Source organism: Candidatus Nitrosacidococcus tergens (assembly GCF_902810445.1).
Classification (GTDB): Bacteria; Pseudomonadota; Gammaproteobacteria; order Nitrosococcales; family Nitrosococcaceae; genus Nitrosacidococcus; species Nitrosacidococcus tergens.
The window spans coordinates 1,217,990-1,243,288 of sequence record NZ_LR778175.1 but is presented as its reverse complement, the minus strand read 5'-3'; the positions used below and the strand labels follow the sequence as shown (position 1 = coordinate 1,243,288).

Here is a 25,299-nt window from a genome sequence, read left to right as displayed (position 1 = left end):
AATATTTGTTAAACAGCCATCTAATAAACTATAGGAGTAAACTATGAGTCCTAATGAGAATAACCCACAAGAAAGACCTGAGTATAGTAAACGCCCCATTCCTAACCGTCCAAGCTATAGGCAAGTAAAGAATAAGAGTCGTTTTATGTCTATGGCCTTGCTTACTCTACTTGTTATTGTAGCTTTAGGTGGTGCAGGGTGGTGGTATTTAAATAAAGGAAATATTGGAAATAACGAATCCTTAATTGCCTCTTCCGGAGAAGAAGATACCTCGTGGAGTGATGATGAAGAAGTAGCTATTAATAGACAAGTTCAAAATGATACTAATGAAGTAGAAAATAATCTCTCTAATGATGATTTTTATTCCCCTGCTATTAGTGCTCAATCATCTACTTCTGATGAGGATGATTTTAAGAGTATTATGGATCAATTAGATAATCCTAACCTAAATAGTGAAGATAGCACTGATACTCTAGTAGATTTAGATAAAGAATTAAACGAATCTAATATAGATAGTGGTATTAGTAGTACTGCCTCATTGCAAGATAAAGTAAAAGAGCAGGGACTGAACGCAGTATCAGATGCTAAAAGTATAGCTTCTAAAACTAAAGAATCTGCTCAAAATAGCCTTTCTTATTTGAAAGAACAAGGAGAAAAAGCAAAAGAATCCGCACAAAATTTGCTTACTAAAAAAGAAGCTGAATCTAAACCTATACCACCTATTTCTGTACCAGAAATGGGAATCACATCTACCTCAAAATCAGCCTCTAATAAAGTGAGTAACCAATCGACATCTAATTATCAGAATAGCTCTTCCACAGATATAGTTACTGTAATGCCCGGGGATAGCTTATCTTCTATTGCTCGACAAGTTTATGGCGATGGTACGAAATGGAAGATCATCTATGAGGCTAACCGAGATAAGTTAAAAAGCCCTAATGCTATATTTGCTGGAATGAAATTAGTTATTCCTGAAAACTAATTTTTTAAACCTAAATAAAGAAGTAAAAAAATAAGGGTAGATTAGGATAAATCTACCCTTATTTCTCTTATGTAATAAATTAATAAGTTAAGGAACCTGCTGATTAATTACTATAGCTACTGGATCGGCTGGAGTAGCTGGAAGCGTTCCTTCTGCATACCCTTCAAAATCTCCACTTTGAGAAACTGGATTTCCTGAGAAAGAAATTCTTGCCCCAACTTTAAATTCATTAAAATTCGACATTTTAAAGTTAGGTGCCATAGATTTAGAATCATCTAGAACTACGGTTAAAGGTAGATCTTTAACTTGCTTACGTACAGCAGCTAGGGGTATTGGAGGTCCTTTTGCTGCTTTTGCAAAAATAAATACAGTAGCAGAATTATCTACTTTTTTACCAATTTCGGAATCCAAAGAGACCTGAACTTCGATTCTTGGTGGCTCAGTACTTGCGGTTGTGCTTTCTGAATTCCCTTCACTACTCATTAGGTTACTATTTTCCATATCTCCTATTTCAGAATTGGTAAGCTGTACTAAGTGAGCGCGCACCATTTTTTCTTCTTCACTCCCCGGGGTTAATTGAGAAGCTAATTGTTGTAAATAACCCTTCGCTTCTTCTTTACGGTTAGTTTGAAGTGCACTGATTGAAGCAAACCAAAGTGCTTTCGGATAATCAGGTGCTACTATTAAAGCCCGCTGAATTAATTTCTGCGGAGCTCCTTGGAGGCTTCTACCTTGATTTCCCGCTAGCGCTTCTGCTAGATCTAAAAGAACATCTGGGTTTTGATCATCTAAAATATAGGCATGACTTAGTGCTTCTGCAGCATTTGAAAATTCATTGGTTGAGAGATAACTGCGCCCTAGCATTCGCCATCCTTGGATATCATCAGGATTTTCAGCTAGTCTATCTTGAAGACTGCCAATAGCGTGGTGCATGGAATTCATTTCCTGCTTAGAGTTCTCTTCTATTACAAGTTGTTCACCAACTTCGTCACCAGATCCTAACTTCCAATATATTAAAGAAGCTAGGGAAGGGAGCATAAACACAAGCATCAATGCTACTAACCAATGACGCTTCACCTCTAAATGAGTTTGAGGATGAGTAGCAGCCAAATCTGATGCCATCGCTTCTTCTAGCTCATGGCGAGCTTGAGAAAATTGACTTTCTGTTATGGTACCGCTTTTTAAGTCAGCTTTTAATTCTTGCAACCGCTTCTTGTAAATAGCGATCTCTGCAGTTGTTTCATCATCTTCCTTTAACGTACTGCGTCGCAATAGAGGAGTAAGTAAAAATCCTAATGCCAATAAAGACATTACCCCTGCAATAATCCAGAATGTTGAAAAAGGGGTCATTAATTAATCCTCATCCTCTAAAATTTTAGCCATCCGCTGATGCTCTGAATCAGACAGGGTTGGCGTTAACATTTGGTTACGTTTTCGCATCGTAACAATAAATACTCCAAATCCAAATAAAAAAAGTAGTCCTGGTCCAAACCAAAGCAAATATGTGTTCCATTGAACAGGAGGGCGAAAGAGTACAAAATCACCATAGCGATCGACTAAAAAATCCACAATTTCTTGGTCGCTTAATCCTTTCACCATTTGTTGATAGACTTCTCTTCGCATATCTCCTGCTAAATCAGCATGGGAATCTGCAAGAGACTGATTTTGGCACACAAGACACCTTAACTCACTGGTTAATTCCCTAAATCTAAGTTCTTGCTCTGGGCTTTTAAAATCATAAGCACCTAAATCAGTTGCAGCAAAGATTAGATGATTTATCCCTACTAGGGTAAATATAAAGAATAGTATTCGTATCATCGCTATCCCTTATTTGTATTTAACGATTCAATTAAAGGAAGTATTTTCTTCTCAAGAACAGGCCAAGTTAAAGGACCAATTTGTTTATACCGAATGACCCCCCCTGAATCGACAATAAAAGATTCAGGTACACCATAAACACCCCAATCCATACCTACTCGTCCATCAATATCTACCGCAATCATAGTGTAGGGATTACCTAAATCAGCGAGCCAATTTAATGCTGCATCTCGTTTATCTTTGTAGTTTAAGCCAATAATGGGTAGTTGGGGTCTTTCTTTTGCTAGTCGAAGCAAAACTTCATGCTCTGCTCGACAAGCAACACACCAGCTTGCCCACACATTAACAATACTTATTTTACCTAAAAGAGTACTTCGAGATATATTCTCATTAGAAGCGTGGAGTCTAGGTACTGTAAACTCGGGAGCATCCTTTCCAATGAGAGGAGAGGGAATCTTACGGGGATCTCTCTGTAACCCGAAAGCAAAAAATACAACTAAGATAACAAAAATCACTAAAGGCGTAGTATAACGTAACATTAAGCTTTTGCTGCCTCTATCGGTTGTTGAACTTTTAATTTAGCGTGCTTTTGCACACCTATCCGATATCTTCTATCGCTAATTGCAATTACACCACCTATAGCCATAAATAAACCACCAAACCAAATCCAGCGGACAAAAGGCTTATATTGGACTCTTAAGCTCCATTTTCCTTCTCCAAGGTCTTCCCCTAAAGCAACAAATAAATCCTTAAATAACCCACCGTAAATACCAGCTTCAGTCATAGGAGAAGTTTGTACTAGATAAGTTCGTTTTTGCGGTTTAAGAGTAGTTACTAATTCGCCATTTTTTAGAATAGAAACATCACCTTCAATTGCATTATAGTTAGGACCTCTCACTCTATGAATCGAGTCAAGGCGAAATTCATAAGCACCCAGCGTTGCTGATTCCCCTTTATTCACACTCACATCTCGCTCTAATCCATAAATAGAAGTAACGGTTACTCCAATGATAGACATAGCAAACCCTAAGTGAGCTAAAGACATTCCTGCAAAACTTCGTGGGATTGCAAAAATTCCTGAAGAGATTTTTTCTCTATTTTGAATCCGATTCCAAATGCCAAGAAAGGTTGTTAGTATTACCCAAATAGCCACAGTAATTCCGGCTATTCCGGTTAGTGTATTTATTTCGTGGGCAAGGTAGGGGACTAAAGCACCAATCCCAATACTCACAATAAATAATAGACTTCTCTTTTTTAAGATTTCCACCATTTCTTGCTGTTTCCAACGAGCAAAAGTACCAATGCCCAGAAAAAAAGCGAGAATAATCATTAGTGGAATAAAAATAGTATTAAAATAAGGCGGGCCTACTGAAATTTTACCTAGATTTAAGCCTTCAAGTAGCAATGGATAGAGGGTGCCTAAAAAAATACTGCCAGCAGCAACTATTAAAACTACATTATTAGCTAATAGAAATCCTTCTCTTGAAATCAAATTAAATCGCCCTGTATCTAAGATCTTAGGGGCACGTACTGCATAAAGTAGAAGAGATCCACCTACTGCAATTCCTAATAGAACTAAAATAAATATTCCACGGGCAGGATCAGTTGCAAAGGCATGTACAGAGGTAAGTACCCCTGATCGAACTAAGAAAGTTCCTAGTAAGCTTAAGGAAAAAGCAAAAATAGCTAATAATACAGTCCAACGCTTAAAGGCATCTCTTTTTTCAGTAACAGCCAAAGAGTGAATCAATGCTGTACCTACTAACCAAGGCATAAAAGAAGCGTTTTCTACCGGATCCCAAAACCACCAGCCACCCCAACCAAGCTCATAGTAGGACCACCAGCTTCCTATAGTAATTCCGATAGATAAAAATAGCCATGCAACTACAGTCCAAGGGCGAGACCAACGTGCCCAAGCAGCATCTAATCTTTTACCAATGAGAGCTGCAATTGCAAAACTAAATACCACCGAAAAACCTACATAACCCATGTAAAGCATAGGAGGGTGCATAACTAGCCCTGGGTCTTGTAATAGTGGATTTAGATCTTGCCCATCTAAGGGAGCAGGGAATAAGCGTGAAAATGGATTTGAAGTAAAAATAATAAATGCTAAGAATCCTACATTTATCATCCCCATTACTGCCAGTACTCTTGCAATATAGACCAAAGGAATACTACGACTAAATAAGGCAACTGCTGCTGTCCAAAAACTTAAAATAAGACTCCAAAGCAGTATAGAACCTTCATGGGATCCCCAAATGGCTGCAAAGCGATAATGAAGTGGCAGAGCAGAGTTAGAATTACTTGCTACATAAGCAACTGAAAAATCATTGGTCATAAAACTAATCGCAAGACTAATAAATGCAATGACTACAAATAAACACTGACCATAGGCTGCAGTGCGTGCCACATTCATCCAACCTACAATACCACGTTGGGCACCAATTAAAGGCAGTGAAGATTGGGCAAGCGCCAAAGTAAGTGCTAGAATTAAAGCAAAATGACCAAGCTCTGGAATCATAGTTTGTTCTCCGTCTTATTTTTAGTTTTAACCAAGGAATTAGCTACTTCAGGAGGCATATATTTTTCATCATGCTTTGCTAGCACTTCCGTTGCCTCAAGTATCTTGTTTGGACCTAGCTTTCCTAAAGCTACGATTCCTTGACCTTCACGAAATAAATCAGGAAGGATACCGCTATAGACTATAGTCATTGACTTATCGTTATCAGTGATCTCAAATTTCATATCTAACTTACCACTTTCTCTTTTCACACTGCCGTTGACCACTAAACCTCCTACTCGAATCATAGTGTCCATAGGGACTTCTCCGGCAGCGACTTGACTTGGGCTATAGAAAAAAAGAATATTTTTATTAAAGGCTTTTAAACTAAGTCCAGTAGCTATAGCTACCCCAACAACTACTAGTGCGATCATAGCAAACCGTCTTTGGCGCACAGTCATGATTGTTCCTCCTCCTGCCGTATTTGGCGAATTACCTGACGATGCCGAATTTGAGCATGTATAATATTGCCTATAAGTATGAGGGCAGCAATTCCATAGGCTGTCCATACATAAAAGGCATATCCACCCATGTGGATAAACTCTTGTAATGCATTCATAAATCTATATTAAAAACTATTTCGTGCTAATTATTTAGAAAGTACTTAAGATAGAAAAAATCTATGAAGAAATTATTCTCTTGACCCACTCACTCTTACGCTCTCGCTCTAGAATTTCAGACTGAGTCCGAAATAATGCAAAGGCAGCATAATAAACCATAAAAGCAATCGCCATAATTAGTAGGGGGATTAACATTCCCCAATAAATAGAGGGGGCTCCAAATTTAGTTACAGTAGGACCCTGGTGAAGAGTATTCCACCACTCTACTGAATAATGAATAATGGGTAAATCCACTATGCCTACTAAGGCTAAAATGCCTGCTGCTCTTGCTGCTTGCCGAGGATCCTCTATCGCTGACTCTAATGCCATATATCCTAAATAAAGAAATAAAAGTACTAGCTCTGAGGTAAGGCGTGCGTCCCAAACCCACCAAGCACCCCACATGGGTTTTCCCCATAAAGATCCTGTTACTAATGCTAAAAATGTAAATGAAGCACCCATAGGAGCACTGACACTGGCTATAATTTCAGCAATCTTTACTCGCCAAATTAATGCAATAGCTCCGCAAGAGGCGATGATCATATAGATAAACAGCGACATCCAAGCACTAGGTACATGAATAAAAATTATTCGATAGCTATCTCCTTGCTGGTAATCGGTAGGTGCAATTGCTAATCCCCACACAAGACCAACAGTTGTAAGTAATAATCCAATACGTTTTAACCATGGGATTAGACGATTAGCCCATATATAGAAATATTTTGGCGATGCCAAGTGACGATAGTAGCGATGAAAAGGTAGGTAGTGCATTTTTAAATTAACCTATTCGAATACATAAGGCTGATGAGGTTGCCATTGGTGCTAGACTGATAGCAAGCACTAATAGAGCACTTAGAAGGTAAATTTGACCATCAGTAGGTAATCCTCTAGCTGCGGTTTCTACTGCCCCTGCACTAAAAATTAAAATAGGAACATACAGAGGAAGTAACAATAAAGTAAGCAATAAGCCACCTTGTCTTAATCCTACAGTTAAAGCAACACCTACTGCACCTACTAAACTAAGTGCTGGTGTACTAATTAAAAGAGTAATTAAAAGTATGACAAGAGGCCAACCTGAAATACCAAACAATAACCCAAGTAAGGGGGCAAGTAAAATTAAGGGTAGTCCCGTCACTAACCAATGTGCGAATATTTTTGCAAGAATTAGAAATGATAAAGGATGTGGGCTTAAAATAAGTTGTTCCAAGCTGCCATCATTAAAATCAGATCTAAATATAGATTCTAAGGAAAGTAAGGTTGCCAATAGAGCTGAAACCCAAATAATCCCTGGTGCAATTTGCTTTAATACTGCTGCCTCTGGACCAATTCCTAGAGGAAAAACACTGGCTATCATCAGGAAAAAAAGTAATGGGTTTGCAGCATCGCTGCGATGCCTAAACACTAAAAGCAAATCGCGCTTTACAAGCCACCAGCAAGCTTCAAATAAAGTGGACTCATTCATGAAAGTTTATAAAAATTATTATGATGAAATTGCTGAGGAAATATTCAATGCCCGAGCTCCAGCAACATTAACACTATGATGGCTTGTAAAAATCACCATTCCGCCGTTTTTTCCATGGGTTTCTAATAGAGAGGCTATTGTTTTAACCGCTTCTTTATCTAGTGCAGTAAAGGGTTCATCTAAAAGCCACAATTTTGCACGATTAACTAACAGCCTAGCTAAAGCTAGACGCCGTCGTTGCCCTGCGGAAAGAAATCGACCTGGTAGAGATCGCAATTTAAGTAAGCCAACTTGATCTAAGGCTTCTTTAATCTCTATTCCTCCTCCATTAAGGGCTTTAGCAATGGTTAAGTTTTCTAAAACAGTGAGCTCAGCTTTAATAGCATCAGTATGTCCCACATAAGTTAAAGTACTATGATAGGTTGGTTTTACTTTATTAATAGGTTGGTTACACCAAAGTATATTCCCTTTTTCTGGGATAAGTAGACCACAAAGCAAGCGGAGTAGGGTTGTTTTTCCAGCTCCATTTTGCCCAGTAACTTCAAAAATATCTCCAGAATTGAGAGTAAGAGAAATGTTTTTAAATAGCAAGCGATCCCCTCTATGGCAAGAAAGCCCTTCCACTTTTAATTGAATTTGATCTCGCTCTTGCACTTCATTGTCCATAAAGCATGGCTTGCCATTTTTACAATTTAACCTAATAAATGGGTTATTCTAGCATTTTTTAAATTTAGCTGATGTACTTTTTATTATCATAACAATGCTTAGATAGAGTGCTGTTATACTATGGCAAGAAAATTAACCTGCGCTAAATAATCACGATCTATGCACCATTCGGTTCTTACTGATTTAGTTAACTTAAAAGCTCAAATAGATACAGACTCCTCTTTAGATCTTGGGAGTATTCGCCAACGGGATCGTAATATTGGAAAAAAACTTTTCTATTTAAAAAATAAACCTCAACAGCAACTTCGCCATTGGCTATGGGCAATACAGGCAGATTTTTCAAAAAACCTTCCTGGCGATCGTATTAGTAAGATTTTCCGTCTAGCTATTTTTATCCTTTTCTTTTTAGGAATTTGGATTGGTTGGGCTACTTCCTCTAGCGTACTTGCCTATGATGGTACTCAGCCAGTTAATATATTTAATGTACTTTTAGTGTTTGTAGGACTTCAGCTTTTTTTGCTGTTGATGTCAACAATTTTAATGTTGCCTCCTAAATTATTACGTCTGTTGCCTGGTGCTTTAGCATTTCAGGAAATGCTTAGCTTATTTAGCCCAGGGAAGTTAGTACCTATAGCGGCAAAATTACTTTTATCAGAACAACGACAGGTTCTTGAAGGTATCTTGGGGGAGCAAAAAATAAATCATGTGCTTTACGGTCAAGCAAGAAAGTGGTTAATTTTACAAACCTCTCAAATATTTGCTGTGGGGTTTAATCTTGGCATACTTGCTAATTGTTTATATTTAGTCATTACGTCTGATTTAGCTTTTGGCTGGAGTACTACCTTAAACTTATCCACAGAAAGTTTCTACCAGATAGTTCAGAAATTAGCATTTCCTTGGCATTTATGGATCAAAGAAGCAGTTCCTTCATTTGATTTAGTAGAAGTTACCAAATATTATCGCCTTCATAAAGGTATTCTACCTAATGCAATCAAACTAGATCCAAAGGATGTAGCTTTACTTGGTCAATGGTGGCAATTCTTATTTATGGCAGTGAGTGCATATGGGCTACTGCCTCGCTTAGGCATGCTTGTTTTTACTTATAAGCAAGCACAGCTCGCATTAGATAATGCTCTGATCCGTATACCTGGAACACAACAGATCCTAGATCGGATGAATCATGCAGTTATAGAAACCACAGCAGATACTAGTGATACCGAAGTTGGATGGCTTCCAGAAATTATTCCATCTATCAATCGAGGGCATTTTTCAGAAATAAATAAGGAAGGATACTTGATTAACTGGAGCAGTATAGATGTTGATGAGCAACAATTTAAACAAGTATTGCATCAGGCTTTAGCTCTGGATATTAAGCATATTATTTCTGGGGGAGGTAAAAATACCATTGATCAGGATCAAAGTATCATTGAAGAGTTAAAAAATACCGCTACTCAATTAGCAATTATAATTGTTGTAAAAGCATGGGAACCACCTCTATTGGATTTCTTGGATTTTTTAGAAATGCTTCGTGCTGATATAGGATCAGAGCGACAGATTACTGTGATTCCTATTGCTTTAAACACTGATCAAAAGCTTACTCCTGCAGATGATAAAGATTTAGATATTTGGGGCAGAAAACTCCAAAGCCTTGGTGATCCTAAGCTTGTTTGTTATTCATTGAATTTTAAAGTTGCCTAATGTCTACTCCTACTTTTGTTGTTGTTGGTCACCCTAATAAAGGAAAATCAAGCATTGTTGCTACGCTAACTCAGGATGAATCAATACATATTTCACCTATTCCGGGAGCTACCGTAAAAAGCCGTTATTTTCCTATGAAAATAGATGGGCAAGAGCAGTATATTCTAGTAGATACCCCAGGATTTCAAAGAGCCCGTAGAACCTTTGCATGGATAAAATCTAAAGCTAATACTGCCGCTGAGCGTGCCAATGCAATCTCTCAGTTTATTGAAACTTATCAAAATACGGATCAATTCACAGATGAATGTGAATTACTAAGTCCTATTGTACAAGGAGCGGGAATTTTATATGTAACTGATGGTTCTCACCCCTATGGAGAAGAATATGAAGCAGAAATGGAAATCTTACAATGGACAGGGCAACCGAGTATCGCTTTAATTAATATGGTAGGGAAAGGAGATTACATTGAACAGTGGCGTGCTGCATTAAGTCAGTATTTTAAAATTGTGCGTGTATTTAATGCAGTTACAGCAGAATTTAATAAGCGTTTAGATCTACTCAAAGCATTTGGTCAGCTCAGAGAGGAGTGGCAAAATCCACTTAATAAAGCAATTAAAGCTTTAGAAGAAAGGCGAGAAAATCAAACCCATCAAAGTGCTTTGGCTATTGCTCAAATGCTGGCAACTATGATTTCTTTTAAAATTACTAAGAAAATATCCTTAAAAAAAGAAGCACATACTTATGAAGAACCTTTAGCCCAAAAATACAAAGATAAATTGCGAGATTTAGAAAAAAAAGGTCGTAGTACTATTGAAGGAATTTATGACTATCATGAATTAGAACGTAGTGAAACAGAGCTAGATATTCTAGATATTGATTTATTTTCTTTAGATAGTTGGAATATTTTTGGGCTAAACCGACAACAGCTTATCACTACAGGTGCAGCTAGCGGTGCATTAGCAGGCTTAGGGTTTGATGTAGCAGTAGGGGGTTCTTCTTTTTTGTTCGGTGCTGCCGTAGGATCAGTTGTAGGCGGAGTTACTGCTCGATTTTCTCATAAAAAAATCGCAGATGTAAAAACATTTGGTATTCCCTTAGGAGGGGTGGAGCTTCGGATAGGACCGGCTGCAAATATTAATTTCCCCTATGTAGTTTTAGGTCGTGCTCTTTATCACTATAAGGCAGTTAGCCAAAGAACCCACGCCCAAAGGGGATCTCTGGATTTAGAATCTCAAAATGAGAGTATGAGCTATATTTCTCTTATCTCTGATACACAGCGGAAAAAATTGGAAAGGCTATTTACTCAAATTCGAAGAAGCGACAATGAAAATTTTCACTCAGAAATGATAGATTCTCTTACTGATCATATTAAGGCTATTATGAAAAATTTAGAATTTTTTTAATCATCTACATCTGGTATGTTTCTACCATAGAATATTTCTAAGGTCTCTTTTCGCACTCGATCAGTAATTTCTTGTTGCTGGCCAAGACTTAGATCAGAACTACTCCCACCAAATAAATAATCATCTAAATCAAAATTTTTTAGCATCATTTTTGTGTGGAAGATATTCTCTTGGTAAATATTCACATCAATCATGTGATACCTATCTTTGGTATCTTCAGCGATAAAATTTTGAATGGAATTGATTTCATGATCAATAAAATGCTTGCCTCCATCTATGCTGCGGGTAAACCCCCGTACTCGATAATCCATCGTAACAATGTCTGACTCAAAACTATGGATTAAGTAATTGAGTGCTCTTAGAGGAGAAATACGCCCACAGGTTGATACATCAATGTCTGCTCGAAAAGTACTAATCCCGTTATCAGGATGACTCTCTGGATAGGTATGTATTGTGAGATGGCTTTTATCTAAATGACCTATCAAGCTTTCTGGTAAAGGACCTGGTGCTTCTGCGTTAGAGAGAATTTTAATATTATCATCTTTGTCTTCTGCAATCAGAATAGCAACACTTGCCCCTTGAGGATCATAGTCTTGCCTTGCAATATTTAGAATATTAGCACCAATAATTTTGGTAACTTCAGTCAGGATATTGGTAAGGCGCTCTGCATTATATTCCTCATCAATATATTCAATATATTCTTGACGCTGCCTTGAGGTTTGAGCGTAGCAAATATCATAAATATTAAAGCTCAAGGTTTTTGTAAGATTATTAAAACCATGTAGTTGAATTTTTTTATTGAAAATATTTGCCATTACCCTTTATTAATTTCTAATTATTTTGTAACTACCTTGCTTTACAGCGAATTACTAAATGTTTATAAGTCTAATTTTTCTACGGTGAAAATAAGATCATCCTGCTTAAGCAGGCGTACTCGAGTACCTTCAGGTAAATCTTCGGAGCTTGTGACTTGCCAACGTACTCCATCAATCATGACATAACCAAACCCATTAGCTATGGGTTCTTTAAGAACTGCTTCACGCCCTATCAAGTCACTGCCACGGCGATTTAAAGAACTATTTTTTGAATCTATGGTCCAGCGAAAAAATCTCCACCAAATAAACACCGATAGAATACAACCAATCGCAAAGATTACAAGCTGTAATTCCCAATTAAACCATGGTAATATAAATACTACTAACCCTGTACTTAAAGCAGAAAATCCTAGCCACATGAGGAACCCACCACCAGCAAGTACTTCAATTACAAGCAATAATAAGCCCAATAATAGCCAGTGGTGATAATCTAAGGCTTGTAAAAAGCTCATGGATTATTCTTTATTTCCTTGATGTGCCATAGCATCTTTAACAAGTTCACTAATACCACCAATAGCACCTAAAATACCTGAAGCATCAGTAGGTAGCATAAACACTTTGCTATTAGGGCTAGCGGCAAGCTGTGCAAGTGCATCTACATATTTTTGTGCTACAAAATAATTAATGGCTTGTATATTACCACCTCTAATGGCTTCAGAGACTACTTGAGTTGCCCTTGCTTCAGCTTCAGCTTGTCGTTCTCGAGCTTCAGCATCAAGAAACGCAGCCTGTCTTTCTCCTTCTGCTCGTAGAATTTCAGCTTGTTTTTCCCCTTCTGCTTTAAGAATAGCACTTTGTCGACTACCTTCCGCATCAAGCACAGCCGCTCTTTTTTCTCGCTCTGCCTTCATTTGCCTTGCCATAGATTCTACTAAATCAGTAGGAGGTTTAATATCTTTAATTTCAATTCGTGTAACTTTTGCCCCCCAAGGATTAGTTGCATAATCAACAATATGGAGTAACCTTTCATTAATCTCATCTCGCTGACTTAACATTTGATCTAGATCCATAGAGCCTAAAACGGTACGGATATTCGTCATTGTCAAATTTCGAATAGCATTTTCTAATCCACTCACTTCATAAGCTGCTTTTGCAGAATTAATTACTTGAAAAAAACAAACAGCATCAATTTTTACCATAGCATTATCTTTAGAGATAACGCCTTGGGGAGGAATGTCTAATACTTGTTCCATCATATTAACTCTATGACCAACTAGATCAATGAAGGGCACTAGAATTCCTAAACCGGGAGGTAGACTATGGGTATAGCGACCAAAGCGCTCAATGGTATATTCATACCCTTGAGGGACACGCCTGACTCCCATAGCCACTACAGCAATGACTAGACATACTAAACCAAATATCCACATAGATTCCATAGCTTTTATAACTCCAAAATATATCTCTATTAAGGTTTTTAATGATTCAATGCAATAAATTGCACTGTAGTTCCACTAGGATCGGTACAATAAAAACTACGTGCTCCATCTCGATGGGTATGTGGCTCCGTCTTCATTGTAACTTCATGGCTTTTCAAATACTCATACCAATGATCTATGAGTTCATGAGTAGATACTATAAAACCAATATGATCGAGTTTTTGTATACCGTAAGGTGTTTGATCTTTGGGCAATCGGTGCAGTGCAAGATTGTCATTTCCTGAGCTAAGATATACATTATCTGGATCTGGTCGCCATTGCACTTGCATTCCTATAATATTTACATAGAAATCTTCACAAACTTCGAGATCATTTATAAATAACGCTACATGATATAAGCCAATAACGGATGGAGTATTATTCAATAGTTATATTCCTTATTTTTCTTGATTTGTATCTACGTGAATTATTTCATAATCATGACTTATTGTAGCTACCTTTCCTAGCATAATAGAGGCGGAGCAATATTTTTTGCTAGAAAGTTCAATAGCCCGAGCTACATGATGTTCTGCTAACTGATAACCAAAAATTTTAAAATGGGCATGAATATGAGTAAATACTTTAGGATCACTTTCTGCTCGTTGTGCTGAAATTTCTACGGTACAATCTGTAATAAATTGTCTGCTTTTTTTTAAAATTTGTACTACATCAAAAGCAGTGCATCCCCCCATGCCTAGTAAGAGCATTTCCATAGGACGAATACCAAGGTTTCGTCCTCCACTTTCAGAAGGACCATCCATAACCACAGAATGCCCACTTCCAGAGTGGCCTAAAAAACTACATGCTTCAATCCATTTAACCTGTGCTTTCATAGATTCAAATATTTTTAATTTAGAAGGTTAAAAATTCTAAATTATTTTATCCTGAATAACTTTGGTATACTCTACATTTAAAAATAAACAGAGAATTTTTTAATCCATATAAGATATATAGAAATCCGATAAAACGATTATAAATTTTTAAAGGATCTACTAGGAGTATCTATTTTGAATAACAGAAATATATTAGCTTCAATTTTTTTCCTTATTCCTTTTCTTGTTACAACTGCAATCTACGCACAGGTAGAAATTAAAGATCCTTCAGAAATGGCTGGTGCCTGGTTAATGGAGATGACTGCTTTAAAGCAAGATGGAGGTGGTAGTAATAAAGAAGAGCAAACTTGGGAATTTGATCCTTCTGATGGGATAGTTATTCAATCTGGCTATAATAAATTTGTACGGAAAAATACTAAATTTACTAAAAACTATAAAATTGTTAATAACACAGTAGTTGAAATCTCTGATGCTTCAGATACCACTAAGTATAAAGTGATTGAAAAAACTCCTACTAAAATGGTACTCAAAGGTCCCTATGGTTATCATTTCTTCAAGAAAAAATAAGTAAGTTTAATTTTTAACTATACAGGTATTGGTAAGGCGATATATGAATTTTTTTATTACGGACGCTTGGGCAGAGGGTAGTAAGCAAGCAGTAAATAATGCGGATTTTCTCTTGCCTATGATTGTTTTTGCCACATTTTTTCTTGTCTATTATTTCTTTATTATCCGCCCTAGGTTAAAGCGGCAAAAAGAGCGCCTTACTATGCTTGGAACAGTAAAAAAAGGGGATGAAATTATTACTTATGGAGGGTTACTAGGAAAAGTACTTGAGGTAGGTAATAACTTTTTGCAGGTTGAACTTGCAGAAGGGATTCAAGTTAAAGTTGAAAAACATGGAGTATCAAGAGTAGTACCTAAAGGCACTATGAAAAACCTATAGATTAGGTATCTCTCAATTTTGTAATAAATAATTAAGCCAGCTTTAATCTTTGCTGATAAAAGGATGAGTATAAAATCTGATCAGTGGATCAGAGATATGTCAGAAAAATACGATATGATTGCTCCATTTGCGCCTTATCAAGTCCGAGAGATAAAAAATACGCCTGTTATTTCTTATGGCACTTCTAGTTACGGTTATGATGTGCGTTGTGCCGACGAGTTTAAAATTTTTACGAACATCAATTCAGCAATCATAGATCCTAAAGATTTTGATGAAAACAGTTTTGTGACGGTGCAATCTGAGGTGTGTATTATTCCACCTAACTCTTTTGCACTAGCTCGTACTGTAGAGTATTTCAAAATCCCTCGTAATATACTCACTATTTGTTTAGGAAAATCCACCTACGCTCGCTGTGGTATTATTGTCAATGTTACGCCATTAGAACCAGAATGGGAGGGACATATTACCCTAGAATTTTCTAATACTTCCTCGCTCCCTGCTAAAATTTATGCTAGTGAGGGAGTAGCTCAAGTCGTTTTCTTTGAGTCCGATGAATCTTGTGAAGTTTCTTATAAAGACCGTAAAGGGAAATATCAGGGGCAAACTGGGGTTACTTTACCGAAGGTGTAGTTCTAATAACTTGCCCATCCTTACTAAGGCATATCTCTTTTTTAGCAAAAGCCAAAATAGCCTGAGGATAGATTTTATGCTCTTCTTCTAAGACCCGATCTGCTAAAATTTCCGGAGTATCATGTTTATATATAGGAACTTTAGCCTGTAAAATAATAGGCCCTCCATCTACCTCCTCCGTTACAAAATGAACAGTAGCTCCATGTTCGCAAACTTTAGCTTCAAGTGCTCTTTGATGAGTATTTAGCCCAGGGAATTCTGGCAGTAGGGAGGGGTGGATGTTCATTAATCTTCCAATATAGTACTGAACAAATTCTGCAGTTAAAATTCTCATAAATCCTGCTAATACCACAAGCTCTGGAGTATAAAAATCAATAATTTTGATTAATTCTCGATCAAATATTTGACGTTGCCTATATTTACGATGGTCTAGTATATGAGTTTTTATTCCTGCCTGTTGAGCATAATGAAGCCCTTGTGCTTGAGAACAGTTACTAATCACTGCTCGAATATCTACAGGTAATTTTCCAGCCTGGACCTGTTCTAAGATAGCAAAAAAATTACTTCCTCGACCGGAAATTAAAACTACAATAGGAAGCAGTTTAGTACTCATAGTACTAAGTATTAACAAAGAGTTATTCTAGGCATTTCAGCTTGATGCTCGATTATCTTACCGATAACCCAGGCAGTTTCTCCAGCACCTTCTAAGCAGGCTAAAGTTTTTTCAGTTTCTGCTTCAGAAACACACACCACCATTCCAATACCGCAATTAAAGGTACGGTATAATTCTTCTTTAGAAAGATTCCCTTGTTGTTGCAGCCAGCGAAAAATAGAGGGGATAACCCATTTAGAAATGTTAATTTCAGCACTTAATTGTATGGGTAAAACCCGAGGCAAATTCTCTAATAATCCGCCTCCAGTAATATGGGCTACAGCATGAACTTGTACTTTACTAAACAGTTCCAATAAGGGTTTAACATAAATTCGAGTTGGTGTGATCAGTACAGAGCCTAAAGTTTGATTATCAAAAGAGGTATCTAAGCTCCAATTACCTTGCTCAATAATTTTACGAATAAGGGAGTAGCCATTTGCATGGGGGCCAGAAGAAGCAATTCCTATTAAATTATCTCCTAGCTGTACCTCGCTACCGTCAATCAAAGCATTTTTTTCAACAATACCTACACAAAATCCGGCTAAGTCATAGTCATTACCTTGGTATATACCCGGCATTTCCGCAGTTTCTCCACCTACTAAGGCAGCACCTGCTAGGGTGCAACCATGGCTAATTCCATGAATAACTTGACTAGCCTCATCTATATTTAACTTACCAGTCGCATAATAATCTAGGAAAAAAAGAGGTTCTGCCCCTTGAACAATAATGTCATTGACACACATAGCTACTAAATCAGTGCCAATAGTATCGTAAACACCTAGCTGGATAGCAAGTTTTAGCTTTGTACCTACTCCATCCGTACTTGCCACAAGAATAGGGTTTTGATAGCGATGAATAGGTAGCTCAAACAGACTAGCAAATCCTCCTAGACCTGCTAATACCTCCGGGCGCGTTGTTCGTGCTGCAGCAGGTCTAATCTGATCTACAAGGCGATTACCTGCGTCAATATCAACGCCAGCAGATCGATAACTTAAGGAAGGAGAAGACACTTTTTTTTCATTCATAGAAAGACAACTATAATTAATGGGTATTATTTTAAATGTAGCTTTAGTTACCCTATAAACAATACAAAATACCCTTGTTTTAAGGGTAAAGCTAGAGCGAACTATACAACATGATAAACTAAAACAATGAAAAAAATTCTAGGGATATCCCTATTCTTATTCACTTTAGTAAAAATACAAGCTGCTGAAATTACAAACTTATACGAAGCAGAAGTTCCTGTGCGTAGTAAGAACTTAAGTACTGCTGAACAAATCAATGCAGAGCAGCAAGGATTACAAGATATACTACTGAAAGTAGTAGGAAATAGAAATCTGCTCAATCGAACTTATCTTAATCCTATTCTCAGAGAAGCGTCTAATTTAGTACAGCAATTTCGTTATAATATTTCCGATGAAAATGTACCTATTTTTCATGTAAATTTTGATCCTCAAGGGGTAAAAAAGCTATTAGTCCAAAATAATTTGCCTGTATGGGGAGAAAACCGCCCTACTTTACTCCTATGGATTGCCATTGAAGATAGTAGAAAACGCTATCTACTCACTTCTAATCAATCTTCTCTATTCATAGATAGATTAAAAAAGCAAGCTGATATGAGAGGTATTCCTATTATTTTCCCTCTTTGGGATTTAGAAGATCAAAAACAGCTTACCTTTGGAGATGTGTGGGGCAATTTTACTACACCAATACAAGCAGCATCTCATCGCTATCCAGCGACAGTACAAATAGTTGGCAGGATATTACGTCAAGGAGGAAATACTTGGAAAGGAAGATGGAATCTTTATAGTACAGAAGAAACTCAAAACTGGAATGTATCAGGAGGGATGACTCAAGTACTCGACAGTGGATTAAACAAATCTGTAGATATTATTGCGAATCATCTTGTATCTGGAAGTAGCACGCTACAATCAGTTATTATTCAGGTAAGCAATGTGAATTCATTTACAGACTATGCAAAATTATCCAACTATTTTAAGACTCTTAGTCAAGTAAGCAAAGTACAGCCTATCCAGCTATCTCAAAAAAATGCTAAATTTTTCTTGGAAATACATAGCTCTATATCAGATCTCGCTTCAGCAATTTCCTATGGAAGAGTACTTACAGAGGATACTCAAAAGAAATATGATACTGATAATATTGATGGTAATCCTAATAATTCTATAGAATCCAAAAAAAATGAACTATTAAATTATCAATTTATTCATTAAATCAATTCTTTAGGTAGAGGTCTTTTGATCAAAAAACTATTTTTAAATCTGACGATAGTTGTTCCTGGACTGGCTGAAATACTACCAGAGATAATATCCACTGATAATACACAGTTCCCTTTTCTTAAGAAATTAATAAAAAAAGCAATCCAAAAACAAGTTAATATCTATTCCTACGAAGCCTTACTGCTAAATTTATTTGGTTTTTCTCAAAGCGAATCTAGAGATGTTCCTATCGCTACTATCATGTATCCTTGGGATAAGGGGAAGCCACAACCTCAATCATCTTGGATAATTAGGGCAGATCCAGTACATCTACGCCCAGATCGGGATGAATTAGTACTATTTGGTTCCCATCAACTAGCATTAAATCAAACAGAAGCTCAAGAACTAGCTAATCATATTATTCCCTTATTTACTGAATATGGCTGGAATCTCGAAGTACTTATACCTGATCGATGGTACCTTATATTACCTCAACTAAGTCAGGTCAATTTTACCTCTCTAAGTGAAGTTGAAGGAAAATATATTAGTGCTGCTTTACCTACAGGGGTAGAGAAATCCCGTTGGTGTACCTTACTCAATGAAATACAAATGACTTTATATAACTGTCCTACTAACAAGAAAAGAGAAGAAGAGGGAAAATTATCGGTGAATAGTTTATGGTTTTGGGGCGCTGAAAAAAGCCCTGCAGTACTTGCACCTTCTTCGTGGGATACGATCACTACAGGTAAAGAACCTTTTGCTCAGGCACTCACAAGCTATAGCAATATTCCTTACCAAATTTTAGCTGAACAAGACATTGGCGATCGATGGATAGAACAGCTCGATATACCCGGTAATCACCTACTTATTTTGGATCAGTTACTCTTAATAAAGGATCAACCCTCTGAGCTCTATCAAGCACTTCTTCACTTAGAAGAGCATTGGTTTAGTGTCTTATATAAACTACTGCAAAAAAGACCTTTCACTCAATTAAATCTATATCCATTAGGATCGTATTACTATTCTACAAATTGGTCGCAGACTTGGTATTTTTGGCGATCTTTTAAAAAATATCGAACTTTGCTTTAACTAGATATCTATGGACATAGGTGGAAGAGTATTAAAACAAAGGAGGATTGTACACCCTTCTAAGCTACCTAATACAATACATCCTGTGCTCAGAAAGGTATATGAGGCACGCAATATTCAAAGTATCAATGATCTTGATTATAGATTAGTCCATTTACCTTCTCCATGGTTATTTTCTAATATCCACGCTGCAGTTGAATTACTTATGGAGGCACTTACTCAGGATTGGCAAATTTTAATCGTTGCTGATTTTGACGCAGATGGGGCTACCAGTTGTGCAGTTGCGGTACGTGCTCTAAGGTTAATGGGGGCAAGTCAAGTAGATTACCTTGTTCCTAACCGTTTTATTCATGGCTATGGACTTACGCCAACGATCGTGGCAGAAGCTCTTCAGGGAAACAAACCAGATTTAATTATTACTGTAGATAACGGTATCGCTAGTGTTGAAGGGGTTCAAGCGGCAAAAAAAGCAGGTATTCATGTTTTAATTACCGATCATCATCTTCCTGGGAAAGATTTACCTAATACAGAGACAATTATTAATCCCAATTTACCAAACGATTCTTTCCCAAGTAAATGCCTTGCTGGGGTAGGTGTGATTTTTTATGTCATGCTGGCATTACGTTCTCATTTAAGAGATCAGGATTGGTTTAATCTTCAAAATAGAAAAGAGCCTAATTTAGCTCAGTTATTAGATTTAGTGGCATTAGGTACGGTGGCAGATGTCGCCTCTTTAGATAAAGTAAATCGTACTTTAGTTTCTCAAGGTCTTAGTCGGATTCAGAAAAATTATAGTTGTGCTGGGATTCAGGCATTAATTTCTTGTGCTAATAGATCTTTTGAAAATATTACTTCAATGGATCTAGGTTTTTCTTTAGGACCAAGATTAAATGCAGCAGGTCGTTTAGAAGATATGCGTCTTGGTATTGAGTGTTTACTTACCGATTCTTTGGAAGAAGCACAACAATATGCAACTCAGCTTAATACACTCAACTATGAGCGCCGTAAAATTGAAGCCACCATGCAAGATCAAGCGGCTGCCTATCTAGAGGATTTAAATTTTTCAAATGAGAGAAATTTACCTTTGGGGTATTGCCTATTTAATGAAGCTTGGCATCAAGGGGTGATTGGATTACTTGCTTCTCGAATTAAGGAACAAGTGTATCGCCCAGTGATTGTTTTTGCTCCCGATGAAAAGCCGGAAAGATTAAAAGGTTCAGCACGCTCTATTCCGGGTCTTCATATTCGTGATGCTTTAGATCGAGTAGCTACAGAATATCCAGCATTATTGGATTCCTTTGGCGGTCATGCCATGGCAGCAGGATTAAGCTTAAAAAAAACAAATTTTATTTCTTTCCAAGAATCTTTTTTAGCCGTATTAGAATCTCAACTTAATGAAGAGCATCTGAAGCAGGTTATTTTAAGCGATGGTGCTATTGATAACTGGGATTTAAATCTTGCAGAGGCAATCCATGCCGGTGGACCTTGGGGCCAAGGATTTCCAGAACCACTATTTGATGGTGTATTTTGGCTTGAAAGCTTCCAAGTAGTAGGTAAAGATCATCTTAAACTTGCTCTAAGCTCACTGGATAGAAAAAAACAACTCAGTGGAATTATTTTCCGCTATGCTCCTCCAGATTGGTTTGAGCCTAATATTAAAATAAACTTGGTTTACCGGCTAAGTGTTAATGTATATAAATACTTCCGTAGTGTACAACTTATCATAGAGTATATTACTCAAGTGTAATTCTGTAATTCATGATGAAGAGGACAGGTATTATGATCAGTAATTATCCCGATTTTTTTGATTTAGCTCCTACCATTCGTATGTATGATAGCCTTGCTAAATTTTTAGGTAGCTCAGAAGATGGCTATATTGAATATCACTATAAAGATGCAGTTGCCTTAGCTGGTCATTCATGTCCTACGGTCGCATCCGCTTATCTAATGACTCGCGTAGGATTGAATGTGCTTTATCCTGATCGAATACCAGAACGAGGAGGCGTTTCGGTTGCTTGGTCTGAAGATAAAGATCAAGGAGTTACTGGTGTGATGGCCAATGTTGTACTACTCATTACTGGTAGTGCAGATGAAGGCGGATTTAAAGGTCTTAATGGGGATTTTACTAGGAATAATAAGCTCACTTTTGGTGCACCTATTCGAGGCAACGTGAAATTTACCCGCCTTGATAATAACAATAGCGTTGAAGTAGCTGTTAATGTGGGGTTAATTCCTATCCCTTTGGAGATGCGTGCTTTAATGCCAAAATGTATGGCAGGGATTGCAACTGAAGATGAACAAAGAACTTTTGGGAATGCTTGGCAATCTCGGGTAAAGTCACTACTCTTAGATCATGCAGATGATCCAAATATTATTACTGTATTTGCTTAATTTAGGATAAAACCAGTTAAATTTGTGGATAACCCTTTTTCAACGATTGGATTAATTGGTAAGCAAACAGAAAGCCACGAGGTTACAAAATCACTTATTTATATTGCTAGCTTTTTAGCAGATAAGAAGTTAAGTTTAATTATTGATCAAAATACTGCTGCTCTTTTTCCAAGTAATCAATACCAAATAGCTTCTCGAGAAAAATTAGGGCAACAGTGCAATTTAGCTATTGTAGTAGGTGGGGATGGTACCCTTCTCCATGCTGCCCGTAGTTTAGTTGATTTTCATACTCCTTTACTTGGGATTAAGCTAGGTAGATTAGGGTTTCTTGCTGATGTACTGCTTGATTCTTTAGAAAAAGATTTAGCACAAATTTTACAAGGAGAGTACCTAGAGGAATCTCGTTTTTTACTTCAGGCTGAATTATCAACCCATAACCAGCCTTACTCATTGATTGGCACTGCTTTAAATGATGTAGTAGTACATACTACTGCAGTCTGTATGATTGAATTTGAAACTTACATTAATGGAGTTTTTTTAAACAGCCAACGAGCGGATGGATTAATTATTGCTACCCCAACGGGATCTACTGCCTATGCTTTATCTGCAGGAGGCCCTATTTTAGATACTAACCTTGATGGTATGGTATTAGTTTCTATCTGTTCTCACGCTCTAAGTGATCGACCTTTAGTGTTTCATGGGGATGGAATTATCGAAATTAAGATAAATACACCCTCTATTGCAAGCCAAATAAGTTGTGATGGGCAATCTAGTATTAAGATTCATGGAGGAGATCAATTAAGAATTAGTAAATACCCAAAAACAGTTCGTTTAATTCATCCTGTAACCCATAACCACTATGATATTTTACGTACTAAGCTCCACTGGGGAAAAAATTTTGAATGATTAAAGAGCTATTTATTCGAAATTTTATTATTGTTCGAGAACTAACGATTTCTTTGCATTCTGGTATGACTGCTCTGACAGGAGAGACTGGTGCAGGAAAATCTATTCTAATTGACGCACTTGAGTTAGTGTTAGGAGGAAAAGGGGATACTAAGCTTATTTATCAAGGAGAAAAAGAGACAGAAATAAAAGTTATTTTTAAAATTAGTGGGTATACATCTCTTTTTTCCTGGCTAGAAACTCAGAAATCAAAAATTGAAATAAAGCAATCTAACTTAATTTTAAGGCGAATTTTAAATAATAAAGGGCGATCCCAAGCCTATATTAATGATCAACCTGTATCTATTAAAGCTTTACGGGAAATAGGGGAATATTTAGTTTATATTTATGGACAAAACAGCCATCAATCTTTATTAAAGATTAAGATACAAAGGGGAATAGTAGATATTTATGGTAGTCACGAATCCATTTTAAGGGATCTAAGTATAATTTATCAAGATTATCGATCTCTTATAGAAGAGCTTATAAAACTAAATCAGGCGATCCAAGGAAAAAACTCTAGGATAGAATTACTACATTATCAGCTTCAAGAACTTAATCATTTTCAGCCTAATACGGAGGAGTTAAAATCTTTAGAACAAGAACGGAAACAATCGTTTAATTTAGTAGAGCTCGTTCAAACCTCAGAAGAAATACTTAATACGCTTTATCAGGAAGATCAAATATCTATTTCTGCTCTTCTTGAGCAAGTGCATAAGCGGTTAACTCGTCTTTCCTCTCTTGATCCCATATTAAAGGAAATAGAAAACCTTGTTACTACTGCAGCTATTCAGATTGACGAAGCCACTAGCCAATTAGGTCACTATCTTACATCAATAGATGGAGACCCTAATCGTCTTGCCTGGATTGAAGATCGTTTATCTGGCTATTATGAGTTAGGGCGTAAACACCAAATTGCACCAGAAAATCTTCCTCATTTAGTTGGGCAAATAAAGGCTGAATTAGCTTCTCTAGAAAACATAGATGCTCAAATTGATCAGATAAAAACTAAATTAACTACGGTTACTAAAAAATATTTGAGCCTAGCAACTACTTTAAGCCAAAGCCGCTATAAGGCTGCTGCTGAGTTCTCTAAAAAATTAAATGAAATACTACCCAGTCTTGCTTTAACTGAAGGGGTATTTCATATTAAATTTGCTCCCGTAAAAAATGAGGAGCTCTCTTCTTATGGTATGGATCAAATTCAATTTCAAGCTAGCCTAAATCCGGGCCAACCTCTACAGTTACTAAATACAATCTCAGGGGGAGAATTATCTAGAATTGGGTTTGCTATTCAAACTCTTATCTCTGAGAAAAAGGAGTATTCTTCTCTTATCTTTGATGAGGTAGACACAGGTATTGGTGGATTGATTGCAGATACTATAGGAGCAAGACTACGGGAGCTTGCTACTCATAAGCAAGTACTTTGTATTACCCATTTACCTCAAATAGCTGCTCAAGCTCACCATCAGATTAGGATTAATAAATATTACACGGATAAAAAAACAACCGTTGATCTTGTAGAATTAAATAAAGAACAAAGAGTAGAGGAACTTGCTCGCATGTTTGGAGGAAAAGAAGTCACTAAACAGTCTCGTGCACATGCTGTTACTATGCTAGAGACTGCTCAATAAACTTTTTAGGTTAAGTGAGTTTAAATCCGACTAGCGTTTGTATTCTTTTGACATGCCGCACAAATTCCATAAATATATAGATAGTGATCAGTCATTTGATACCCAGCCCGATGTGCTAATTCCCTCTGACGATCCTCAATTGTTTTATCTACAAACTCCTCAACTTTGCCACATTGTGTACATAATAGATGATCGTGATGTTCACCACTATCCATTTCAAATACAGAATGACCTGCTCCTGCTTGCCAGCCTTCAAAATGATGGCGAGAGACTAGACCTGCAGCTTCAAATTGGGTAAGAACTCGATATACAGTAGCTAATCCTATTTCTTCACCTTGTTCGAGCAATACTTTATAAACATCTTCAGCACTCATATGCCGGTGATCACTATTTTCTAAAATTTCTAGTATCTTAAGGCGAGGTAAGGTTACTTTAAGCCCAACTTTGCGTAAATCTTGACTTTCCATAGTGCACTCTGAATT

The 25,299-nt window shown here is 37.0% G+C and carries 29 protein-coding genes; 12 read left to right on the top strand and 17 right to left on the bottom strand.

All coding sequences use genetic code 11. The annotated features are described in order from the left end of the window. The first annotated feature begins 43 nt into the window (after positions 1–43). Positions 44–982 (top strand): LysM peptidoglycan-binding domain-containing protein, encoded by a 939-nt coding sequence (locus NSCAC_RS05980; RefSeq protein WP_197743925.1) that lies wholly within the window; start codon positions 44–46, stop codon positions 980–982. 87 nt (positions 983–1,069) lie between these two features. On the opposite strand, the gene ccmI is transcribed toward NSCAC_RS05980, so the two are convergent. The 9 genes from ccmI to ccmA all read right to left on the bottom strand — a co-directional run bounded on the left by ccmI (position 1,070) and on the right by ccmA (position 8,087). Next, on the bottom strand, positions 1,070–2,332 hold the full coding sequence (ccmI, locus tag NSCAC_RS05975) for a c-type cytochrome biogenesis protein CcmI (protein WP_197743924.1): 1,263 nt from the start codon (positions 2,330–2,332) through the stop codon (positions 1,070–1,072). A 3-nt stretch (positions 2,333–2,335) separates the two neighbouring features. Then, entirely contained in the window at positions 2,336–2,800 is a 465-nt protein-coding gene (locus tag NSCAC_RS05970; RefSeq protein WP_197743923.1) for a cytochrome c-type biogenesis protein, read from the bottom strand. Between the two features lie 2 nt (positions 2,801–2,802). After that, the gene (locus NSCAC_RS05965; RefSeq protein WP_197743922.1) at positions 2,803–3,339 is read right to left on the bottom strand and encodes a DsbE family thiol:disulfide interchange protein; all 537 of its coding nucleotides are present in this window, start codon (positions 3,337–3,339) and stop codon (positions 2,803–2,805) included. Further along, on the bottom strand, positions 3,339–5,321 hold the full coding sequence (locus tag NSCAC_RS05960; RefSeq protein ID WP_197743921.1) for a heme lyase CcmF/NrfE family subunit: 1,983 nt from the start codon (positions 5,319–5,321) through the stop codon (positions 3,339–3,341). Before NSCAC_RS05960 ends, NSCAC_RS05965 begins: the two co-directional genes overlap by 1 nt. Then, entirely contained in the window at positions 5,318–5,761 is a 444-nt protein-coding gene (gene ccmE, locus NSCAC_RS05955) for a cytochrome c maturation protein CcmE (RefSeq protein WP_197743920.1), read from the bottom strand. The genes NSCAC_RS05960 and ccmE overlap by 4 nt, the downstream gene beginning before the upstream one ends. After that, on the bottom strand, positions 5,758–5,919 hold the full coding sequence (gene ccmD, locus NSCAC_RS05950; RefSeq protein ID WP_197743919.1) for a heme exporter protein CcmD: 162 nt from the start codon (positions 5,917–5,919) through the stop codon (positions 5,758–5,760). The genes ccmE and ccmD overlap by 4 nt, the downstream gene beginning before the upstream one ends. A gap of 61 nt (positions 5,920–5,980) precedes the next feature. Beyond that, positions 5,981–6,730 carry a heme ABC transporter permease gene (locus NSCAC_RS05945; RefSeq protein WP_197743918.1) on the bottom strand — a complete coding sequence of 250 codons (750 nt, stop codon included), beginning with the start codon at positions 6,728–6,730 and terminating at the stop codon, positions 5,981–5,983. A 7-nt stretch (positions 6,731–6,737) separates the two neighbouring features. Next, entirely contained in the window at positions 6,738–7,421 is a 684-nt protein-coding gene (ccmB, locus tag NSCAC_RS05940) for a heme exporter protein CcmB (protein ID WP_197743917.1), read from the bottom strand. 18 nt (positions 7,422–7,439) lie between these two features. Beyond that, complete coding sequence (gene ccmA / locus NSCAC_RS05935) at positions 7,440–8,087, bottom strand: cytochrome c biogenesis heme-transporting ATPase CcmA (protein WP_197743916.1); 648 nt, start codon at positions 8,085–8,087, stop codon at positions 7,440–7,442. Between the two features lie 159 nt (positions 8,088–8,246). On the opposite strand from ccmA, the gene NSCAC_RS05930 reads away from it, so the two are divergent. Both NSCAC_RS05930 and NSCAC_RS05925 read left to right on the top strand, forming a co-directional pair. Beyond that, positions 8,247–9,785, top strand: coding sequence for a DUF2868 domain-containing protein (locus tag NSCAC_RS05930; protein ID WP_197743915.1), 1,539 nt, complete (start codon positions 8,247–8,249; stop codon positions 9,783–9,785). Next, positions 9,785–11,188: a GTPase/DUF3482 domain-containing protein gene (locus NSCAC_RS05925; protein WP_197743914.1), complete on the top strand. Its 1,404-nt coding sequence runs from the start codon at positions 9,785–9,787 to the stop codon at positions 11,186–11,188. Before NSCAC_RS05930 ends, NSCAC_RS05925 begins: the two co-directional genes overlap by 1 nt. Here NSCAC_RS05925 and speD read toward each other — a convergent pair. The 5 genes from speD to NSCAC_RS05900 all read right to left on the bottom strand — a co-directional run bounded on the left by speD (position 11,185) and on the right by NSCAC_RS05900 (position 14,314). Next, positions 11,185–12,003 (bottom strand): adenosylmethionine decarboxylase, encoded by an 819-nt coding sequence (gene speD / locus NSCAC_RS05920; RefSeq protein WP_197743913.1) that lies wholly within the window; start codon positions 12,001–12,003, stop codon positions 11,185–11,187. The genes NSCAC_RS05925 and speD overlap by 4 nt on opposite strands. Before the next feature lie 62 nt (positions 12,004–12,065). Next, entirely contained in the window at positions 12,066–12,515 is a 450-nt protein-coding gene (locus tag NSCAC_RS05915) for an NfeD family protein (protein WP_197743912.1), read from the bottom strand. Between the two features lie 3 nt (positions 12,516–12,518). Beyond that, positions 12,519–13,442, bottom strand: coding sequence for an SPFH domain-containing protein (locus NSCAC_RS05910; RefSeq protein WP_232085901.1), 924 nt, complete (start codon positions 13,440–13,442; stop codon positions 12,519–12,521). A 38-nt stretch (positions 13,443–13,480) separates the two neighbouring features. After that, positions 13,481–13,867, bottom strand: a complete 387-nt coding sequence (locus NSCAC_RS05905; RefSeq protein WP_197743911.1) for a VOC family protein — start codon at positions 13,865–13,867, stop codon at positions 13,481–13,483. 12 nt (positions 13,868–13,879) lie between these two features. Next, positions 13,880–14,314, bottom strand: a complete 435-nt coding sequence (locus NSCAC_RS05900) for an OsmC family protein (RefSeq protein WP_197743910.1) — start codon at positions 14,312–14,314, stop codon at positions 13,880–13,882. A 174-nt stretch (positions 14,315–14,488) separates the two neighbouring features. On the opposite strand from NSCAC_RS05900, the gene NSCAC_RS05895 reads away from it, so the two are divergent. The 3 genes from NSCAC_RS05895 to dcd all read left to right on the top strand — a co-directional run bounded on the left by NSCAC_RS05895 (position 14,489) and on the right by dcd (position 15,890). After that, on the top strand, positions 14,489–14,881 hold the full coding sequence (locus NSCAC_RS05895) for a hypothetical protein (protein WP_232085900.1): 393 nt from the start codon (positions 14,489–14,491) through the stop codon (positions 14,879–14,881). A 43-nt stretch (positions 14,882–14,924) separates the two neighbouring features. Continuing rightward, complete coding sequence (gene yajC, locus NSCAC_RS05890; protein ID WP_197743909.1) at positions 14,925–15,260, top strand: preprotein translocase subunit YajC; 336 nt, start codon at positions 14,925–14,927, stop codon at positions 15,258–15,260. A 63-nt stretch (positions 15,261–15,323) separates the two neighbouring features. Continuing rightward, positions 15,324–15,890: a dCTP deaminase gene (gene dcd, locus NSCAC_RS05885; protein ID WP_197743908.1), complete on the top strand. Its 567-nt coding sequence runs from the start codon at positions 15,324–15,326 to the stop codon at positions 15,888–15,890. Here dcd and purN read toward each other — a convergent pair. Together purN and purM are read right to left on the bottom strand one after the other, a co-directional pair. Continuing rightward, positions 15,871–16,503, bottom strand: coding sequence for a phosphoribosylglycinamide formyltransferase (gene purN / locus NSCAC_RS05880; protein ID WP_197743907.1), 633 nt, complete (start codon positions 16,501–16,503; stop codon positions 15,871–15,873). The genes dcd and purN overlap by 20 nt on opposite strands. An 11-nt stretch (positions 16,504–16,514) precedes the next feature. Next, positions 16,515–17,567, bottom strand: coding sequence for a phosphoribosylformylglycinamidine cyclo-ligase (gene purM / locus NSCAC_RS05875; protein WP_197743906.1), 1,053 nt, complete (start codon positions 17,565–17,567; stop codon positions 16,515–16,517). Positions 17,568–17,693: 126 nt separating this feature from the next. Between purM and NSCAC_RS05870 the strand changes: the two genes are divergently transcribed. From NSCAC_RS05870 to recN, 6 genes are read left to right on the top strand one after another with little or no spacing between them, the layout of a single operon-like run. Further along, on the top strand, positions 17,694–18,773 hold the full coding sequence (locus NSCAC_RS05870) for a DUF2066 domain-containing protein (protein ID WP_197743905.1): 1,080 nt from the start codon (positions 17,694–17,696) through the stop codon (positions 18,771–18,773). A gap of 24 nt (positions 18,774–18,797) precedes the next feature. Next, on the top strand, positions 18,798–19,847 hold the full coding sequence (locus NSCAC_RS05865; RefSeq protein ID WP_197743904.1) for a hypothetical protein: 1,050 nt from the start codon (positions 18,798–18,800) through the stop codon (positions 19,845–19,847). 10 nt (positions 19,848–19,857) lie between these two features. After that, positions 19,858–21,594 carry a single-stranded-DNA-specific exonuclease RecJ gene (recJ, locus tag NSCAC_RS05860; protein WP_232085899.1) on the top strand — a complete coding sequence of 579 codons (1,737 nt, stop codon included), beginning with the start codon at positions 19,858–19,860 and terminating at the stop codon, positions 21,592–21,594. 32 nt (positions 21,595–21,626) lie between these two features. After that, the gene (locus NSCAC_RS05855) at positions 21,627–22,238 is read left to right on the top strand and encodes a hypothetical protein (protein ID WP_197743903.1); all 612 of its coding nucleotides are present in this window, start codon (positions 21,627–21,629) and stop codon (positions 22,236–22,238) included. Positions 22,239–22,262: 24 nt separating this feature from the next. Next, entirely contained in the window at positions 22,263–23,144 is an 882-nt protein-coding gene (locus NSCAC_RS05850; protein WP_197743902.1) for an NAD(+) kinase, read from the top strand. Continuing rightward, positions 23,141–24,817, top strand: a complete 1,677-nt coding sequence (gene recN / locus NSCAC_RS05845; protein ID WP_197743901.1) for a DNA repair protein RecN — start codon at positions 23,141–23,143, stop codon at positions 24,815–24,817. The genes NSCAC_RS05850 and recN overlap by 4 nt, the downstream gene beginning before the upstream one ends. 20 nt (positions 24,818–24,837) lie before the next feature. Here the strand turns inward: recN and fur are convergent, their stop codons facing one another. Next, positions 24,838–25,284 (bottom strand): ferric iron uptake transcriptional regulator, encoded by a 447-nt coding sequence (gene fur, locus NSCAC_RS05840; protein WP_197743900.1) that lies wholly within the window; start codon positions 25,282–25,284, stop codon positions 24,838–24,840. Positions 25,285–25,299: the final 15 nt, after the last annotated feature.

Excerpts from the sequence above, each read along its gene's own strand:
- NSCAC_RS05915 (WP_197743912.1), bottom strand. The coding sequence starts at position 12,515 with ATGAGCTTTTTACAAGCCTTAGATTATCACCACTGGCTATTATTGGGC.
- ccmE (WP_197743920.1), bottom strand. The coding sequence starts at position 5,761 with ATGACTGTGCGCCAAAGACGGTTTGCTATGATCGCACTAGTAGTTGTT.
- ccmI (WP_197743924.1), bottom strand. The coding sequence starts at position 2,332 with ATGACCCCTTTTTCAACATTCTGGATTATTGCAGGGGTAATGTCTTTA.
- NSCAC_RS05960 (WP_197743921.1), bottom strand. The coding sequence starts at position 5,321 with ATGATTCCAGAGCTTGGTCATTTTGCTTTAATTCTAGCACTTACTTTG.
- purM (WP_197743906.1), bottom strand. The coding sequence starts at position 17,567 with ATGAATGAAAAAAAAGTGTCTTCTCCTTCCTTAAGTTATCGATCTGCT.
- recN (WP_197743901.1), top strand. The coding sequence starts at position 23,141 with ATGATTAAAGAGCTATTTATTCGAAATTTTATTATTGTTCGAGAACTA.
- NSCAC_RS05965 (WP_197743922.1), bottom strand. The coding sequence starts at position 3,339 with ATGTTACGTTATACTACGCCTTTAGTGATTTTTGTTATCTTAGTTGTA.
- yajC (WP_197743909.1), top strand. The coding sequence starts at position 14,925 with ATGAATTTTTTTATTACGGACGCTTGGGCAGAGGGTAGTAAGCAAGCA.
- NSCAC_RS05900 (WP_197743910.1), bottom strand. The coding sequence starts at position 14,314 with ATGAAAGCACAGGTTAAATGGATTGAAGCATGTAGTTTTTTAGGCCAC.
- NSCAC_RS05925 (WP_197743914.1), top strand. The coding sequence starts at position 9,785 with ATGTCTACTCCTACTTTTGTTGTTGTTGGTCACCCTAATAAAGGAAAA.
- NSCAC_RS05945 (WP_197743918.1), bottom strand. The coding sequence starts at position 6,730 with ATGCACTACCTACCTTTTCATCGCTACTATCGTCACTTGGCATCGCCA.
- NSCAC_RS05855 (WP_197743903.1), top strand. The coding sequence starts at position 21,627 with ATGATCAGTAATTATCCCGATTTTTTTGATTTAGCTCCTACCATTCGT.
- speD (WP_197743913.1), bottom strand. The coding sequence starts at position 12,003 with ATGGCAAATATTTTCAATAAAAAAATTCAACTACATGGTTTTAATAAT.
- ccmA (WP_197743916.1), bottom strand. The coding sequence starts at position 8,087 with ATGGACAATGAAGTGCAAGAGCGAGATCAAATTCAATTAAAAGTGGAA.
- NSCAC_RS05870 (WP_197743905.1), top strand. The coding sequence starts at position 17,694 with ATGAAAAAAATTCTAGGGATATCCCTATTCTTATTCACTTTAGTAAAA.
- NSCAC_RS05970 (WP_197743923.1), bottom strand. The coding sequence starts at position 2,800 with ATGATACGAATACTATTCTTTATATTTACCCTAGTAGGGATAAATCAT.
- ccmB (WP_197743917.1), bottom strand. The coding sequence starts at position 7,421 with ATGAATGAGTCCACTTTATTTGAAGCTTGCTGGTGGCTTGTAAAGCGC.
- recJ (WP_232085899.1), top strand. The coding sequence starts at position 19,858 with ATGGACATAGGTGGAAGAGTATTAAAACAAAGGAGGATTGTACACCCT.
- NSCAC_RS05980 (WP_197743925.1), top strand. The coding sequence starts at position 44 with ATGAGTCCTAATGAGAATAACCCACAAGAAAGACCTGAGTATAGTAAA.
- dcd (WP_197743908.1), top strand. The coding sequence starts at position 15,324 with ATGAGTATAAAATCTGATCAGTGGATCAGAGATATGTCAGAAAAATAC.
- NSCAC_RS05910 (WP_232085901.1), bottom strand. The coding sequence starts at position 13,442 with ATGGAATCTATGTGGATATTTGGTTTAGTATGTCTAGTCATTGCTGTA.
- NSCAC_RS05930 (WP_197743915.1), top strand. The coding sequence starts at position 8,247 with ATGCACCATTCGGTTCTTACTGATTTAGTTAACTTAAAAGCTCAAATA.
- fur (WP_197743900.1), bottom strand. The coding sequence starts at position 25,284 with ATGGAAAGTCAAGATTTACGCAAAGTTGGGCTTAAAGTAACCTTACCT.
- purN (WP_197743907.1), bottom strand. The coding sequence starts at position 16,503 with ATGAGTACTAAACTGCTTCCTATTGTAGTTTTAATTTCCGGTCGAGGA.
- ccmD (WP_197743919.1), bottom strand. The coding sequence starts at position 5,919 with ATGAATGCATTACAAGAGTTTATCCACATGGGTGGATATGCCTTTTAT.